Consider the following 16,474-nt stretch of genomic DNA (forward strand, 5'->3'; position numbering starts at 1 on the left):
ACACGTGGATGTCGGTCCCGTCTGCTTCGATGTGCCCATGGTCACAGTCCGACAGTCCCGCCTCGCCCGCGCGTGCGCCCTCGGTGCCGCAGCCGCCCTCGCGGTGTCGGCCCTCGCCGTGCCCGCGAGCGCCGCCACCGACGACTTCCGCGTCCAGCCCTACCTCCAGAACCCCACGCCGGGCTCGATGCTCGTCACCTGGTTCTCCTGGGAGGAGGAGCCCGGGGAGCTCCTGCTGCCCGGCCGCGAGGCGGTCACCTCCACGCCCCAGCTCCAGGAGCACCTCGACTGGACCGACAACAACCGGCAGCAGGCGGTCGACAACCCGGAGTGGGGTGAGTGGTTCCGTGAGGGCCGCAGCTACCGCCACCAGGTGCTCGTCGAGGACCTCGAGGCGGGAACGGAGTACGAGTACACGGTGCGGCAGGGGGACTCGGAGGTCCGCAGCACCCTGACCACGGCCCCCACCCGCGAGGACTGGGACCACATCCGCTTCACGGCGATGTCGGACTCGGAGACCGAGCCCGCGGGGCGGGTGACCCACCGGGAGTGGGTTCCCGGCGCCGTCGCCGAGGGCGGCGAGCGCCCCTCGGCCACCGACTCGCGGTGGGCGCAGACCTTCGGTGCCGAGGACCGCCAAGGGGAACGGATCCTGCGCTACGCGCTCACCGAGGACGAGGGCTTCGCCTACAACATGGGCATCGTCGCCGAGCGCGACCCCGACCTCATGCTCTTCGCCGGCGACCTCGTCCAGGGCGGCGGCTTCCAGCCCGCCTGGGACGAGTGGTTCCGCCACCTCAGCGGGGACGTCGGCCAGACCGCCCAGAGCCGGCCGGTCGTCACCGCGCTGGGCAACTGGGAGCCCTACGGCGCCTCCGACGGCGGGTACACCATCCCGGCCGTCATCGACGGCCGGGCGTCCTACCGGAGCTACTTCACGCCGCCCGCCAACGGCACCCCCGAGCACCAGAGCAACTACCACCGCCTCGACTACGGCCCGCTCACCGTGCTCACCCTCGACTCCACCAAGGGGCTGCCGGACGACCACCGGGACAACTACCCCGAGGAGGAGCGCCTGACCGGCCAGGAGTTCACCGGGCCCGGCACCGACACGCAGTCGAGCTACACCTCCACCGCCTACGAGGCCGGCGGCGGCACGGACCTGTCGCCCTACAACCCCGGCGAGGTGCAGTGGGACTGGGCGCAGGAACAGCTCGCGGACGCGCGCGAGCGTGGCCAGGTGGTCGTCATCCAGTTCCACCACGCCCCGTACTCCTCCGGTGAGCACGGACTGCCGATGAACCACGAGGAGTCCTCGGGGCAGGGCGGCACGCCCATGCGGGTCTACAGCGAGATGTTCGAGGAGTACGGGGTCGCCGCCGTGATCTCGGGCCACTCGGAGATGTTCGAGCGCTCCTGGGTGGACGTCGACGGTGACGGCCAGGGGATCCACTACTACGACGTCGGCGTCGCCGGGGACGGGCTGCGCGGTGAGCGGCACGAGAACGGCAACCTGCTGTCCGAGCCGCTGCTCGGCTACAACCCCTACCGGGTCTGGTCCGCCGACCAGTCCGAGCCGGAGGTCTGGGACGGTGAGCGGCTCGTCGACGGCGGCAAGCACTACGGGCACCTCGAGGTCAACCTCGAGCGCAGCGCGGAGCCGGGCGTCGCGGCGACGATGACCCTCACCCCCGTCTACTCCTTCCCGCTGCTCGACGAGGACCTGTCGGTGCTCGGGACGGAACGGCGCACCTACGACGACGAGGTCGTCCTCACCCTCGGGGAGGACGGGACTGTCGTGACCGACGAGCCCGAGCCCGAGCCCACACCGGACCCGACCGAGGAGCCGACGCCCACGCCCACGCCGACCCCCGAGCCCTCCGTGTCGCCCACCGCTCCGCCGGAGGGTGACGGCACGGGCGGCGCGGGCGACGAGGAGACCCCCCGGCCCAGCCCGTCCGCCGCTCCGGGCCCCGGTCGCCTGCCGAGCACGGGAGCGCCGGTGGGCGTCGCGGTGCTCGCGGCTCTCGCCCTCCTCGGTTCCGGCCTGGCCCTGCGGCGGTACCGGGCAAAGGCCTGACACGGGGTGCCGCCGCGTCGCGCGGCGGCATACCCTGGGTCGGTCCTTTTCCTCACGTACGGGAGCAGAACGTGACCCAGCTCGCCCTCGTCATCGCCGGATCCGAGGCCACCGGCGGTGCAGGTATCCAGGCCGACATCCGGACCTACCAGCAGCTCGGCGTCTACGGGGTCGGGACGATCACCTGCATCGTCTCCTTCGACCCGAAGAACGACTGGGCTCACCGCTTCGTGCCCGTCGACCCCGCGGTGATCGCCGACCAGATCGAGGCCGCCACCGCCACCCACGACCTCGACGTCGTCAAGATCGGGATGCTCGGCACCCCGGCGACGATCAAGGTCGTCTCCGAGGCGCTGCGCGCCCAGCCGTGGCGCCACGTCGTCCTGGACCCGGTGCTCATCTGCAAGGGCCAGGAGCCCGGCGCCGCCCTCGACACCGACACCGCGCTGCGTGAGCAGGTGCTCCCGCTGGCCACCGTCGTCACCCCGAACATGTTCGAGGCGCGCACGCTGTCCGGCATGGACGAGATCGCCGCGGTCGACGACCTCGTCGAGGCCGCACGCCGGATCCACGCCCTCGGGCCGCGGTACGTGCTCGCCAAGGGCGGCGTCGAGCTGCCCGGGGACGACGCCGTCGACGTCCTCTTCGACGGCGAGGAGGTGACGATCCTGTCGGAGCCGAAGGTCGGCCAGGAGCGTGTCTCCGGCGCCGGCTGCACCCTCGCCGCCGCGACCGCCGCGGAGCTGGCGAAGGGCGCGAGCGTCCCTGACGCCGTCCGCACCGCCAAGGCCCTGGTCACGGCGGGCATCCACGCCCGCGTCAGCGCCAAGACCCCGTTCGACAGTGTCTGGCAGGGCGCCTACCAGTCCTGACCTCACCCGCCCCCCAACGTCGCGAGTGGTGACGTCGACGACGGCGCACGCGCGTTCGATGTCGGAAGGCCCACCAGTTGCGGAGTGTGGGGGGCGCGGTCAGGCGAGGCCGGTGGCGTTCTGGGCGTCCTGGGCACCGAGCCGGGCCTTGGCCTCCTCGCGGGAGCGGGCACGCTCGGAGGGGCCGACCATCCGCAGGTGCGGACGGTGGCGCAGCCGGTAGTGCACCTCCACGTCCCAGTGCCGCTTGGCCCACACCGCTGCGGCCATCGACACGGCGATCGCCGAGATCGCCCCGACGCCGATCGCCCACCGGGCGCTGAAGGTCTCGGCGACCCAGCCGACGATGGGCGCGCCGATCGGGGTCGTGCCGAGGAAGACCATCATGTACAGGCTCATGACCCGCCCCCGCATGGCCGGGTCGGTCGACATCTGCACGGTGGCGTTGGCCGCCGTCATCATCGTGAGGGAGGCGAAGCCCACCGGGATGGTCATGAGCGCGTACAGCTCGTAGGTCGGCATGATGGCCATGAGCCCGGAAGCGACACCGAAGGCGAACGCGGCGCCGAGCACGAGACGCACGCGGGGCCGCTTGCGGCGCGCCGCGAGCAGCGCCCCGCCCAGCGAGCCGATCGCCAGGATGGAGCCGAGCACGCCGTACTCGCCGGCACCCTTGCCGAAGACCTCCCGGGCCATGACGGCGCTGGTGAGCTGGAAGTTGAGTCCCAGCGCTCCCACGACCCCGACGACGACCATGATCGTCACGATGTCGCTGCGTCCCCGCACGTAGCGCAGCCCCTCGCGGATCTGTCCCCTGCCGCGTGAGGTGTGCGGCATCTCGTTGAGCTCGTCGCGCCGCATGAGCGTGAGCGACAAGATCGTCGCGGCGAAGCTCAGCGCGTTGATGATGAAGATCCACCCCGGGCCGACGACGGCGATGAGCAGGCCCGAGATGCCCGGGCCGATGAGGCGGGCGGCGTTGAAGGACGCGGAGTTGAGGCCCACCGCGTTGGGCAGGCTGGCCGGCGGCACCATCTCGGCGACGAAGGTCTGGCGCACCGGGTTGTCCAGGGCCGTGACGATGCCGAGGAGCAGCGCGAAGACGTAGACGTGCCACAGCTCCGCGTGGCCGCTGAGCACGAGCACACCGAGGCCGGCGGCGAGCACACCGAGCGCCGTCTGGGTGCCGATGAGGAGCTGTCGCCGCGGGAGCCGGTCGGCGAGCAGGCCGCCGAAGGGGCTGAGCAGGAGCATCGGCAGGAACTGCAGGCCGGTGACGATGCCGACGGCCAGGCCGGAGTCGTTCGACAGCACGGTGAGCACGAGCCAGTCCTGCGCCACGCGCTGCATCCAGGTGCCGACGTTCGCGACGAGGGCACCGGCGAACCACAGCCGGTAGTTGAAGAACTTGAGCGAGTCGAAGGTGGACCTCATACGTCGGCCACCTGCCGCAGGATCGCGACGGCCTCCTCCACGGTGGCGCGCTCCTCGGGCGTGAGGTGGCGCAGCATCTCCTCCATCCACTCCGTGCGGCGGCGGCGGGTCTCGTCGACGACGGCGACACCGTCCTCGGTGAGCTCGATGTGCACCTGCCGCCCGTCGGTGGGGTGGGCGCTGCGCGCGACGAGCCCGGCGCTCTCCAGCGCCGCGATGGTGCGCGTCATGGTGGGTGGCTGCACGCCGTCGCGCTCGGCGAGGGCACGCGGGGTCGAGGGTCCGTGGTGGGTCAGGCCGGCGAGCACGCAGTACTGGGCCTCGCTCAGCTCCCCCACGACGGCGGCGGAACGGATCTTGCGGGACAGTCGCAGGACCGTCACGCGCAGCTCCGTGGCGAGGTCGGGGTGCTGGCGGGTGCGGCTCGCCGTCGTCGTCGAGGGCGAGGTGTCTGGCATGTGTCCGATTCTAGATCGTTAGTTGTGCGAACGAAACAGAAGCGTCGGTGAGGTCGCCCACGCCGTCGTTCTCACCTGCCAAGACACCGGCGACGACGACGCCCGGCACGCGGACACGCGGCGCTCGGGGCGGCCCTGGTGCGAGCATGGGAGCGCCCGTCCACGACCCGGAGGTACCCGTGCGTTCCAGCGCCGACCGCATTCTCACCACCCACGCCGGCAGCCTGCCGCGCACGCCCGAGCTTCTCGAGGCCAACGCCGCCCGGCAGGCGGGCCAGGGCCCGGACGACTTCGCCGAGCTCCTCAGCGGCGAGGTGACCGGGCTGGTCGAGCGACAGCTGACCGCCGGCGTGGACGTCGTGGGCGACGGCGAGTACGGCAAGGCGATGAGCTCGCCGGTCGACTACGGCGCGTGGTGGTCCTACTCCTTCCAGCGCACCGGCGGCCTGGAGATCGTCGACGACGCCTCGTGGGCCACGGCCGACGTCCGGTCCGCGCCCGGTGACACCCGCCTCACCGGCTTCCTCCACCGCCGCGACCGGGCGCTGTTCGCCGAGGCGTACGCGGACCCGACGTCGGGGATCTTCACCGGAGACCCGAAGGCCAGCCCCTTCCCCTCCTGCACCGGACCGCTCAGCTACACCGGCCAGGACGCGATCGCCGCGGACATCGCCAACCTCACGGCAGCGCTGGAGCGCACGGGCGCCGAGGAAGGGTTCATCACCGCCCTGTCCCCCGGCAGCGCCTCCCGGATCACCAACCGCTACTACGCGAGCGAGGAGGAGTTCGTCTACGCGTGGGCCGACGTCCTGCGCGAGGAGTACCGCGCGATCATCGACGCCGGGCTCGTCCTCCAGATCGACGACCCCTCCATCGCGGAGAACTTCGACCAGATCACCCCGGAGCCCAGCGTCGAGGACTACGTCGCCTTCACCCGGCTACGCGTGGAGGCGCTCAACTACGCGCTGCGCGACCTGCCCGAGGACCGCATCCGCTTCCACCTGTGCTGGGGCAGCTGGCACGGCCCGCACACCACCGACATCGCCATGGCCGACATCGTCAGCACCATGCTCGACATCAACGCGGGCGCCTACTCCTTCGAGGCGGGCAACGTGCGCCACGAGCACGAGTGGACGGTGTGGCAGGACGTCGAGCTGCCCGAGGGCAAGCTCATCCTGCCGGGCGTCGTGTCCCACGCGACGAACGTCGTCGAGCACCCCGAGCTGGTGGCCGACCGGATCGAGCGCTTCGCCGCCGGGGTGGGCCGCGAGCGCGTCATCGCGTCCACGGACTGCGGCCTGGGCGGCCGCATCCACCCGCAGATCGCCTGGGCCAAGCTCGAGACGCTCGCCGCGGGTGCCGAGATCGCCACCCGCCGCCTCTGGGGCTGAGGCCGGCCCCTCCCCGCGGCCACCCTCGCACCCTGCGCCCGCTGGTCCACCATGCGCCCGGTCTATCGGCGGCATGGTGGCACCGGCGGGCGCATGGTCATGAGGAGCGCTCTCCGAGCGCCGGGCCGGCTCCGGACATGTGCCACAGGCGACCAGGCGCGCCGGATGCTCCCCACACGCACTGCGCGCCCCTCGCGCCACCGTGCTCCCGGTAGACCGGGAGCACGGTGGCACCGAGAGGCGCAGGGTGGAGAGGTGGAGGAGGAAGGGACGGCTCAGACGCTGAGGACCTGCTGGATGGGCCCGAGGGCGAAGTAGACGACGAAGAGCGCCGCCACCACCCACATGAGCCAGTGGACCTTGCGGGCCCCGCCCTTGCGCGCCGCGGCGAGGACGACGTAGGCGACGAAGCCGGCGCCGATGCCCACGGTGATGGAGTAGGCGAAGGGCATGAGGACGATGGTGAGGAAGGCCGGGATGGCGATCGCCATGTCCCGCCAGCTGATCTCGGTGACCTGCTGCATCATGAGGAAGCCGACGATGACGAGCGCCGGGGTCGCCGCCTCGTAGGGGACGAACTCGGCGAGCGGCGCGAGGAAGACGGCGAGCAGGAACGCGACGCCGGTGACGACCGAGGCCAGACCGGTGCGCGCGCCGTCGCCCACGCCCGCAGCGGACTCGATGAAGCTCGTGTTGGAGGAGACGCCCGCGGCGCCACCGGCGACGGCGGCCACCGAGTCGACCACGAGGATCTGCCGGGTGCTGGGCGGGTTGCCGTTCTCGTCGAGCAGGTCGGCCTCGGCGCCGATGGCGACCATCGTGCCCATCGTGTCGAAGAAGTCGGCGAGCAGGATCGAGAAGATGAGGAGCAGCGCGGCGACGACACCGATCTTGCCGAAGGCGCCGAAGAGGGAGAACTGGCCGAGCGTGCCGAAGTCCGGCGCCGCGACGACCGAGCCCTCGATCGCGGGAACCGTCAGCCCCCAGCCGCCCGCGGCCCCCTCCGCCTGCGTCCCGACGTGCGCGACGGCCTCGATGATGCCGGCCAGCACGGTGGCGGCGACGATCCCGATGAGCATCGCGCCGCGCACGCCCCGCGCCATGAGGACGATGATGAGGAAGAGGCCGACGACGAAGACGACCGCGGGCCAGCCCACGAGCGAGCCGTCGACGCCGAGCTGCAGCGGCGTGCCGCCGGGCCGGACGATGCCGGCGTTGACGAGGCCGACGAGCGCGATGAACAGGCCGATGCCGACCGAGATCGCGACCTTGAGCTGCTGCGGCACGGCCCGGAAGACGGCCTCGCGCAGCCCGGTGAGGACGAGCACGAGGATGAGGATGCCCTCGAGGACGATGAGCCCCATCGCGTCGGCCCACGTCATCCCCGGCATGCCGACGACGGTGTAGGCGAGGAGGGCGTTGATCCCGAGGCCCGCCGCCACGGCGAGGGGGAACTTCGCCACCGAGCCCATGAGGATCGACATGAGGCCCGCGACGAGGGCGGTGCCCGCGGCGACCGCGGCGAAGTTCGGTTCGTCGGTGCCGCCGCCGAGGTAGGCGCCGGTGGAGTCCGGTGTGGAGAGGATGAGGGGGTTGAGGACGAGGATGTAGGACATCGCGAAGAAGGTGACGATGCCTCCCCGGATCTCCTGGCCGATGGTCGATCCGCGCTCGGAGATGCGGAAGTATCGGTCGATCCAGCTGGGGTTCTGCGTGCGCGCCGGCGCCGGTGTGGACATGGGCCGCATGGTGCCAGAACCGCGCCGCCGGCCGTCGTGCGTGCTCACTCCGCAGGCGACGACGGCGGACCGCTCGGCGGCTGCCCGGCGCCCGTCCGCGGCCGTCCGGTCCCCTACCATCGAGCCATGCGCATCCCGGAGACCCGCTCGCAGGACCTGCCGCCGATGCGCGTCAACACGGTGACGATGTTCCTCGCCGGCACGATCGCGTGGGCGGTCGGGCTCGTCGTCGTGCTCGTCCTCGAGGCGACCGGCCGCCACCTCGACGGCGTGGTGGCCATCTGCCTCACCGGCATCGCCGTGGGCCTCCTCGGCATGCTCTGGGGCGTGGCCCAGCAGCGCCGCGCCGCCCGCCGCGGGCGGTAGCGCCGCCCGCGGCTACGGGGCGGGGGCGGTGCTCCCGCGCTCGACGAGCCGGGTGGGCAGGCGCACGTGGGCACGGGCGGTGTCGTCGCCGGCGATGAGGCGCACGAGCAGCCCGACGGCCTCGGCACCCATCTGCTGGATGGGCTGGGCCACGGTCGTGAGGGGCGGCGTGGCGGCGACGGCCTCGGGGACGTCGTCGAAGCCGACGACGGACAGGTCCTCCGGCACCCGCAGCCCGACGTCGCGGGCGGCGTCGATGGTCGCGATCGCCATGAGGTCGTTGGCCGCGAAGACGGCGGTGGGACGGTCGGCCAGGCCGAGGAGCTCGTGCGCGGGCTGGTCGGCGCTCTCGCGCCGGTAGCCACCGACGCGAACGAGCCGTGGGTCGACCGGCAGCCCGGCTGCCGCCATCGCGCTGCGGAAGCCCTCCTCGCGCAGCCGCGAGCTCTCCAGGTCGGTGCGGCCGCCGAGGAAAGCGATGCGGCGGTGGCCGAGGGCGATGAGGTGCTCGGTGGCGAGGACGGCACCGGCGTCGTTGTCCGCGTCGACGGTCGCGATACCGGCGGGGCCCTCGTGCGGGTCGATCGCGACGACGGGCACGTCATCACGCACCTCGACGACGGTCGGGGTGACGATGACGGCGCCGTCGATGAGGGTGCCGCTCAGCCGGGACAGCGAGCGTCGCTCCCAGCCGACGTCGCTTCCCGCGTGGGCGGTGCCGGAGTAGGCCAGCACGTCGTAGCCCGTGGCCGCGACGGCGGCCGAGACACCCTTGAGGATCTCGGCACTGAAGGGCTCGAACTCGGCGACGAGGATCCCGATGACGTTGGTGCGGCGGCTTCGCAGGCTGCGCGCCACCAGCGAGGACTCGTACCCGAGCCGGGAGATGACCTCCTGCACCCGCTCGCTCGTCGCGGCGGCGACGCCGTACCGGCCGTTGATGACCTTGGACACGGTCGCGACAGAGACGCCGGCACTGCGCGCCACGTCCGTGATGGTCACCCGTTCGCTCACCCTGGAGACTCTACCGCTACTAAAACGTTATCGATAACGATTGACACGCCCGCCGCGCCCCTGCCACGCTGGCGCCACCCTGTCGACGACGACTGAAGGATTCTCCACATGCTTCACAGACGAGTAGTCAGCATGACCGCGCTTGGCCTCAGCGCCGCGCTCCTCCTCGCCGCCTGTGGCGAGAGCGAGGACCCCGATGCCACCGGGAACGGCGGCGACGGCGACTCGGTCACCCTCACGTGGTGGCACAACTCCAACAACGAGCCCGGTGTCAGCGTCTACGAGCAGGTTGCCGCGGACTTCGAGGAGGACAACCCCGGGGTCACGATCGAGATCACCCCCCTCGCGCACGAGGACATGCTCACCCGCCTCGACGCCGCCTTCCAGACCGGGGACACGCCCGACGTCTACATGGAACGCGGCGGCGGCGAGCTGGCCTCGCACGTCGAGGCCGGCCTGACCAAGGACCTCACCGACGTCGCCGCGGACACGATCGACAAGCTCGGCTCGTCGGTCGACGGCTGGACCAACGACGACCGCGTCTACGCCCTGCCCTTCTCGGTCGGCGTCGTCGGCTTCTGGTACAACAAGGACCTCTTCGAGCAGGCCGGGATCACCGAGCCGCCCGCGACGATGGAGGAGTTCGACGCCGCCGTCGACGCTCTCAAGGGTGCCGGCATCGAGCCGATCTCCGTGGGCGCCGGTGACAAGTGGCCCGCCGCGCACTACTGGTACTACTTCGCGCTGCGCGAGTGCAGCCAGGACGTGCTGACCGACGCGGTCACCTCCCTCGACTTCTCCGACCCGTGCTTCGTCGCGGCCGGCGAGGACCTCGAGGAGCTCGTGGCCACGGAGCCCTTCAACACCGGCTTCCTCGCCACCCCGGCCCAGACCGGCCCGACCTCCGCGTCCGGCCTGCTCGCGACCGAGCAGGTCGCGATGGAGCTCGCCGGCCACTGGGAGCCCGGCGTCATGCAGGGCCTCACCGAGGACAACGAGGGCCTGGGCGACAAGACCGGCTGGTTCCCCTTCCCCGCCGTCGAGGGCGGTCAGGGCGACCCGGAGGCCGCCCTGGGCGGCGGTGACGCGTGGGCGTGCTCGAACGACGCGCCCGACGCCTGCGTCGACTTCATCACCTACCTGCTCAGCGACGAGGTCCAGCAGACCTTCGCCGAGAACGACATGGGCCTGCCGACCAACCCGGCCGCGATCGACTCCGTGTCCGACCCGGCGCTGGCCGACCTCCTCGCCTTCCGCGACGAGGCCCCCTTCGTCCAGCTCTACTTCGACACCGCCTTCGGGGAGAACGTCGGTGGCGCGATGAACGACGAGATCGCTCTCGTCTTCGCCGGCCAGTCCTCCGCGCAGGGCATCGTCGACGCCATCCAGGCCGCGGCAGACCTGGGATGAGTGACGTGGCAGACGACGTGACCCGACCGGGTGCCGCCGCTGCCACGCTGCCGGAGCCCCGTCCCGCCGGCCGTGCCCCCGCACGGCCGGCGGGACGGCCGGACGGGCGCGGCCCGTCCCGCCTCTCCGGCCGGTGGCGCAAGCGCCTGGAGATCGCCTTCTTCGTCGGACCGGCACTGGCGCTGTTCGCGCTGTTCGTCGTCGTGCCCGTCGCCCAGGCGGTGCGCTACTCGGCATTCAGCTGGAACGGCCTGGGACCGCTCGACGACTTCGTGGGCCTGGCGAACTACACCCGCGCACTGCAGGACCAGATCTTCACCGACGCGGTCATGCACAACCTCACGATCGTCGTCCTGTCGATCCTCATCCAGCTGCCCCTGGGGCTGGGTGTCGCGCTCCTGCTCAACCGCGAGATGTGGGGCCGCTCCTTCCTGCGGGTGGTCATCTTCGTCCCCTACGTCCTGGCGGAGGTCGTCGCCGGCGTCGTGTGGTTCATGCTGCTGCAGCCGAACGGACCGGTGGACGCCGCTCTCGAGGCCGTGGGGCTCGGCAGCGCCGTCCAGGTGTGGCTCGGGGACCCGGAGGTCGCCCTCTACACCGTCATGGTCGTCCTCACCTGGAAGTACCTCGGCCTGGCCGTCATCCTCTTCCTCGCCGGTCTGCAGGGCGTCCCGCCCGAGCTCTACGAGGCCGCCCAGATCGACGGCGCCTCGTGGTGGCAGGTGCAGCGGCGCATCACCGTCCCCCTCCTCGGACCGACCATCCGCACCTGGGGGTTCCTCTCGATGATCGGCTCGCTCCAGCTCTTCGACATGGTGTGGATCCTCACCAAGGGCGGGCCGGCGAACTCGACGATCACGATGGCGATCTACCTCATCAACCAGGGAACCAACCGGAGCCTGTACGGCTACGCCTCGGCGGTCGCCGTCCTCCTCTTCGTCATCTCCCTCGTCCTCGCGCTCACCTACCAGCGCCTCATCCTGCGGCGCGACACCGACGTGCCCCGTCCCAGCCGGAAGAAGGTGACCCGATGACCGCCGTGGTCCCCGTCTCCCCGCCGGAGGAGACCACCGAGGCCGAGCCCGGGCGTCGCCGACGCGGCAACGCGTTCGCCGGCGGCAACCCGCTCGTCTACGCGATCGCGCTCGTCGTCGTCGCCGCCACGCTCGCCCCCGTTGTCTACGCCGTCCTCGGCGGGTTCCGGAGCAACGCGCAGCTCGCGGCCGACCCGGTGAGCCTGCCCGACCCGTGGGTGCTGACCAACTACACGAACGTCGTCACGTCCTCGAGCTTCTGGCGCTTCGCCCTCAACTCCACGATCGTCTCGCTCATCACGACGGCGGTCGTCGCCGTGTTCGGGATCATGGCGGCCTACCCGCTGGCCCGGTACACCTTCAAGGGCCGCGAGGCGCTCTTCCTCGTGTTCGTGCTGGGCCTGCTCTTCCCGCTGACGGTCGCGATCATCCCGCTCTTCCTCATGGTGCGGGACCTGGGTCTGACCAACAGCGTGTGGGGCGTGGCGCTGCCGCAGGCGGCCTTCGCGCTGCCGATGACCGTCGTCATCCTGCGGCCCTTCCTCATGGCGCTGCCCAAGGAGCTGGAGGAGGCCGCGCTGCTCGACGGCGCCAGCCGCATCGGCTTCTTCTGGCGCATCCTGCTGCCGCTGTCCGGCCCCGGCATGGTGACCGTCGGCGTCCTCGCGTTCGTCGCGTCCTGGAACGCCTACCTGCTGCCGCTCCTCGTCCTCAACGACCCCGCGGCACAGACCCTGCCGCTCGGTGTGGCGAGCTTCTCCACCGAGCACGCGCAGGACACCGCCGGTGTCCTCGCCTTCACCTCCCTGGCGATGATCCCCGCCCTCGTCTTCTTCCTCGCGGCGGAGAAGCGGATCGTCAACGGCCTCCAGGGCGCCGTCAAGGGCTGAGGCCGGCACCACCCCGTCCCGGCCGAGCCGGGCCCGATCGAAGGACCACCTGTGACTGACACCGTCCCCGCCCAGCCGGACACCCTGGCTCCCGGCGCCCACCAGGAGCCCGCGAGCGCCCGCGTGCGCGAGCTCCTCGCCTCGATGACCCTCGAGGAGAAGCTCGCGCAGATCGTCGGCCTGTGGGTGGGCGCCGGCGCGGACGGCGAGGTCGTGGCCCCGCTCCAGGACGCGATGCTCGACGAGGCTCCCCGCTTCACCGAGTTCGCCCGCCACGGGCTCGGCCACCTCACGCGGGTCTTCGGCACCCACCCGGTGGAGCCGTCCGTCGGTCGCCGCGCCCTGCTGGAGTCCCAGCGCTGGCTGGTGGAGAACACCCGCCTCGGCATCCCCGCCATCGCGCACGAGGAGTGCCTCACCGGTGTGGCCGCCTGGCGGGCGGCGACCTTCCCGACGCCGCTGGCGTGGGGCGCGGCCTTCGACCCCGCGCTCGTGGAGGAGATGGCGGCCGCGATCGGTGAGTCGATGGTGGCCCTCGGGGTGCACCAGGGCCTGTCGCCGGTGCTCGACGTCGTGCGCGACGCGCGCTGGGGTCGGGTCGAGGAGTGCATCGGTGAGGACCCCTACCTCGTCGGCACCGTGGGCACCGCCTACGTGCGCGGGCTGCAGAGCACCGGCATCCACGCCACCCTCAAGCACCTCGTCGGCTACTCCGCCTCCCGCGCCGGACGCAACCTCGCCCCGGTCCACGCCGGGCCCCGCGAGATCGCCGACGTCCTCCTGCCCCCCTTCGAGATGGCGGTGCGCGACGGCGGCGCCCGCTCGGTCATGCACGCCTACACGGAGATCGACGGCGTGCCCGTCGCCGCCGACCCGGAGATCCTCACCGGTCTTCTCCGTGAGCAGTGGGGCTTCGACGGGACCGTCGTCGCCGACTACTTCGGCGTCGCCTTCCTCCACCTCCTGCACGGGGTGGCGGCCAACCCGGGTCACGCGGCCCAGCTGGCCCTCGCCGCCGGGATCGACGTCGAGCTGCCCACCGGCAACGCCTACCTCGCGCCGCTGCGGGAACGCATCGAGGACGGCCGCACGCCCGTCGAGCTCGTCGACCGGGCGGTGCTGCGCGTGCTGCGCCAGAAGGAGGAGCTCGGCCTTCTCGACGCGGACTTCTCCGCCGACGCCCCCGCGGACGACATCGACCTCGACCCGCCGCACCACCGCGCCCTCGCGCAGCGGCTCGCCGAGGAGTCGGTCGTGCTCCTGAGCAACGACGGCACCCTCCCGCTTGCCTCCCCGGCACGCGTCGCCGTCGTCGGCCCGAACGCGCACCGGGTGCCGGCCCTCTTCGGCTGCTACTCCTTCGTCAACCACGTCATCCCGCAGCACCCCGGCACGGAGGACGGCATCCCCGCCCCCACCGTCCTCGAGGCGCTGCGCACCGAGGGCGTCGAGGCGGCCTACGCCGCCGGGTGCGCCGTGGACGACGACGACCGCTCGGGCATCGCCGAGGCGGTGGCGCTGGCCGCGGAGGCGGAGGTCGCCGTCGTCGTCGTCGGGGACCAGTCCGGGCTCTTCGGGCGCGGGACCGTCGGGGAGGGCTGCGACCGCGACGACCTCGAGCTGCCCGGTGTGCAGCGTGAGCTCGTCGAGGCGGTGCTCGCCACGGGCACCCCGGTGGTGCTCGTCCTGCTCACCGGCCGCCCCTACGTCATCGACTGGGCGCTGGAGCGGTGTGCCGCCGTCGTCCAGAGCTTCTTCCCGGGCGAGGCGGGCGGCGCCGCGCTGGCCGGCGTCCTCACCGGTCGGGTCAACCCCTCCGGCCGTCTCCCGGTGAGCATGCCGCGGTCGGCCGGCTCCCAGCCCTACTCCTACCTGCACCCGGCGCTCACCGGCCCGTCCTCGACGACGAACCTCGACCCCACCCCGGCCCTCCCCTTCGGCCACGGGCTCGGGTACACGACCTTCACCAGGTCGGGGCTGGAGGTGGCGTCGCCCGAGGTGGCGACCGACGGCAGCGTCGAGGTGTCCGTGCGGGTGCGCAACACCGGCGAGCGAGCGGGGACCGACGTGGTCCAGCTGTACGGCCGCGACGTCGTCGGCACCGTGACCCGCCCGGTCGCCCAGCTCCTCGGCTACTGCCGCGTCGACCTCGAGCCCGGCGAGGAGGCCACCGTGCACCTCACCGTCCCGACGACGCGCCTCGCCTTCAGCGACCGCCGCATGGTGCGGGTCGTGGAGCCGGGGACCGTCGAGCTGTGGGTCGGGCCGAGCTGCGCGGAGCGGGAGACGGAGTCCTCCGTCGAGCTCGTCGGCGGGGTCCACGAGGTCCGTCCGCAGGACCCGCGCCTCACCCGCACCGAGATCACCCGGTAACCCGCCTCCGGCGACCCACCCCGTCGCCGAGAGCTGAGTTGTTACTCCCCCAGCGCCCCGCTGCCCGCCACGGGGCGGGGCCCGGCGAGTAACAACTCAGCTCTCGGCGCGGGTAGGGGTGACGCGGGTGGGGTGACGTGGGTAGCGGGCCTGGGATGCGGTGGGGGCCGGGCCGGGCTACAGGAGGCCGGCGCGGCGGCGGGTGGTCCGGGTGGCGTGGACCGACCAGCGCGGGACCCACCGGGCCAGCGCGGCGGTCGCGAGCCCGCCACCGCCCGCCATCACCCAGATGCCGGCGGCCAGGGAGCCGATCGCCGCACCACCGGAGACGACGAGCGGGCCCAGCGCTGCCCCGCCGTCCTGGAAGACACGCCAGATCCCGAGGAACTGGGCGCGCTCCCCGGGCGGGGCGGTGTCCGCCCCGAGCGTCATGAGGATGCCCGAGCTCATCCCGTTGCCCAGGCCGAGCAGCACGGCCACCGCGACGACGGGACCGAGGGTCGTCGTCAGCGGCAGCAGGGCCATCGCCACGCCCATGGTGAGCATGGCGGGCACCCCGATCCACAGCCGGCCGAAGGAGTCCATGACCTTGCCCGCCGGGTAGAAGAGCAGCATGTCGGCGGCGCCGGCGATGCCGAAGACGACGCTCGTGACGGCGGGGTCCAGGCCGAGGTGCTCGGTCCACAGCGGCAGCACCGTCTGGCGGGCCCCGCGCACCGCACCGACGAGGAGCACCGCCACCCCCAGGGTGGCGAAGACCTGGCGGTGCTCGACGAGGACCGAGCGCATCGACCGCCGCGGCGGTGCGTCCCGTCGCGGTCGCGCACCCGCGCCGTCGGCCCTCTCGGGGCGCACCGCCGCGATGACGGCGGTGGCGACGAGCGTGGTGCCCAGCGCCAGCCAGTAGCCGGCGCGCACGTCGGCGCCGTGGATGACGGCCGCCCCCGCGAAGGGCCCGATGAACAGCCCGATGCGGTGCACACCGGCGAGCGTCGACAGCACGCGGGCGCGCCGCAGCGGCGGGGTGATCTCGGTGAGGTAGGCGTGCCGGGCGAGGTTGAACACGGCGTTGGCCGCGCCGATGACGAGGACGCTGACGGCGAGGAGCGCGAGGTTCGGCGCGAGCGCCAGACCGACGAAGCCGACGGCGGCGACCAGACCCGCGAGCAGCATGGCGCCACGGTCACCGAGCCGGGCGGACAGCGCCCCGGCGGGCACGTCCGCGAGCAGCTGGCCGATCGGCAGGAGGGCAGCCATGAAGCCGGCGACGGCGAGCGAGGCGTCCAGCCCCGTCGCGGTGAGCGGGACGATCGGCAGCATCGCGCCGATGCCGATCTCGAAGACCAGGGAGGGCACGAACGCGCCCAGCACCACGGGACGCAGGGGGAACATGGGCTCCCCGCGCCCGGCCGC

Annotated in this window: 13 protein-coding genes; 8 read left to right on the plus strand and 5 right to left on the minus strand. The window is 72.4% G+C overall.

Annotated features, from left to right (window positions below; translation table 11 throughout):
• Window positions 1-37 precede the first annotated feature (37 nt).
• Window positions 38-2,080, plus strand: coding sequence for a purple acid phosphatase family protein (locus DSZ44_RS04845; protein ID WP_110851480.1), 2,043 nt, complete (start codon window positions 38-40; stop codon window positions 2,078-2,080).
• A 71-nt stretch (window positions 2,081-2,151) separates the two neighbouring features.
• Window positions 2,152-2,952, plus strand: a complete 801-nt coding sequence (gene thiD, locus DSZ44_RS04850) for a bifunctional hydroxymethylpyrimidine kinase/phosphomethylpyrimidine kinase (protein WP_110851481.1) — start codon at window positions 2,152-2,154, stop codon at window positions 2,950-2,952.
• Window positions 2,953-3,051: 99 nt separating this feature from the next.
• On the opposite strand, the gene DSZ44_RS04855 is transcribed toward thiD, so the two are convergent.
• A complete protein-coding gene (locus tag DSZ44_RS04855; RefSeq protein ID WP_110851482.1) occupies window positions 3,052-4,386 on the minus strand; it encodes an MFS transporter in 1,335 nt (444 codons plus the stop codon).
• Window positions 4,383-4,844, minus strand: a complete 462-nt coding sequence (locus DSZ44_RS04860; protein ID WP_110851483.1) for a MarR family winged helix-turn-helix transcriptional regulator — start codon at window positions 4,842-4,844, stop codon at window positions 4,383-4,385. The genes DSZ44_RS04855 and DSZ44_RS04860 overlap by 4 nt, the downstream gene beginning before the upstream one ends.
• 146 nt (window positions 4,845-4,990) lie before the next feature.
• Between DSZ44_RS04860 and DSZ44_RS04865 the strand changes: the two genes are divergently transcribed.
• Window positions 4,991-6,235 (plus strand): cobalamin-independent methionine synthase II family protein, encoded by a 1,245-nt coding sequence (locus DSZ44_RS04865; RefSeq protein ID WP_110851484.1) that lies wholly within the window; start codon window positions 4,991-4,993, stop codon window positions 6,233-6,235.
• 275 nt (window positions 6,236-6,510) lie between these two features.
• Here the strand turns inward: DSZ44_RS04865 and DSZ44_RS04870 are convergent, their stop codons facing one another.
• Entirely contained in the window at window positions 6,511-7,974 is a 1,464-nt protein-coding gene (locus DSZ44_RS04870; RefSeq protein WP_110851485.1) for an NCS2 family permease, read from the minus strand.
• A gap of 126 nt (window positions 7,975-8,100) precedes the next feature.
• Here DSZ44_RS04870 and DSZ44_RS04875 point away from each other — a divergent pair, with 126 nt between their 5' ends.
• Window positions 8,101-8,340: a DUF2530 domain-containing protein gene (locus DSZ44_RS04875; protein ID WP_110851486.1), complete on the plus strand. Its 240-nt coding sequence runs from the start codon at window positions 8,101-8,103 to the stop codon at window positions 8,338-8,340.
• Between the two features lie 12 nt (window positions 8,341-8,352).
• On the opposite strand, the gene DSZ44_RS04880 is transcribed toward DSZ44_RS04875, so the two are convergent.
• Window positions 8,353-9,354 (minus strand): LacI family DNA-binding transcriptional regulator, encoded by a 1,002-nt coding sequence (locus tag DSZ44_RS04880; protein ID WP_258369231.1) that lies wholly within the window; start codon window positions 9,352-9,354, stop codon window positions 8,353-8,355.
• Between the two features lie 132 nt (window positions 9,355-9,486).
• Between DSZ44_RS04880 and DSZ44_RS04885 the strand changes: the two genes are divergently transcribed.
• From DSZ44_RS04885 to DSZ44_RS04900, 4 genes are read left to right on the plus strand one after another with little or no spacing between them, the layout of a single operon-like run.
• Window positions 9,487-10,764 carry an extracellular solute-binding protein gene (locus DSZ44_RS04885; protein ID WP_258369232.1) on the plus strand — a complete coding sequence of 426 codons (1,278 nt, stop codon included), beginning with the start codon at window positions 9,487-9,489 and terminating at the stop codon, window positions 10,762-10,764.
• Window positions 10,761-11,798: a carbohydrate ABC transporter permease gene (locus tag DSZ44_RS04890; RefSeq protein WP_110851488.1), complete on the plus strand. Its 1,038-nt coding sequence runs from the start codon at window positions 10,761-10,763 to the stop codon at window positions 11,796-11,798. The genes DSZ44_RS04885 and DSZ44_RS04890 overlap by 4 nt, the downstream gene beginning before the upstream one ends.
• Window positions 11,795-12,688, plus strand: a complete 894-nt coding sequence (locus tag DSZ44_RS04895; RefSeq protein ID WP_110851489.1) for a carbohydrate ABC transporter permease — start codon at window positions 11,795-11,797, stop codon at window positions 12,686-12,688. Before DSZ44_RS04890 ends, DSZ44_RS04895 begins: the two co-directional genes overlap by 4 nt.
• Before the next feature lie 51 nt (window positions 12,689-12,739).
• Window positions 12,740-15,061, plus strand: coding sequence for a beta-xylosidase/alpha-l-arabinosidase (locus tag DSZ44_RS04900; RefSeq protein ID WP_373681227.1), 2,322 nt, complete (start codon window positions 12,740-12,742; stop codon window positions 15,059-15,061).
• 177 nt (window positions 15,062-15,238) lie between these two features.
• Here the strand turns inward: DSZ44_RS04900 and DSZ44_RS04905 are convergent, their stop codons facing one another.
• A complete protein-coding gene (locus tag DSZ44_RS04905; protein WP_110851669.1) occupies window positions 15,239-16,453 on the minus strand; it encodes an MFS transporter in 1,215 nt (404 codons plus the stop codon).
• Between the last annotated feature and the right edge of the window lie 21 nt (window positions 16,454-16,474).

The sequence above is a fragment of the Georgenia satyanarayanai genome (assembly GCF_900116375.1).
Taxonomy (GTDB): Bacteria; Actinomycetota; Actinomycetes; order Actinomycetales; family Actinomycetaceae; genus Oceanitalea; species Oceanitalea nanhaiensis.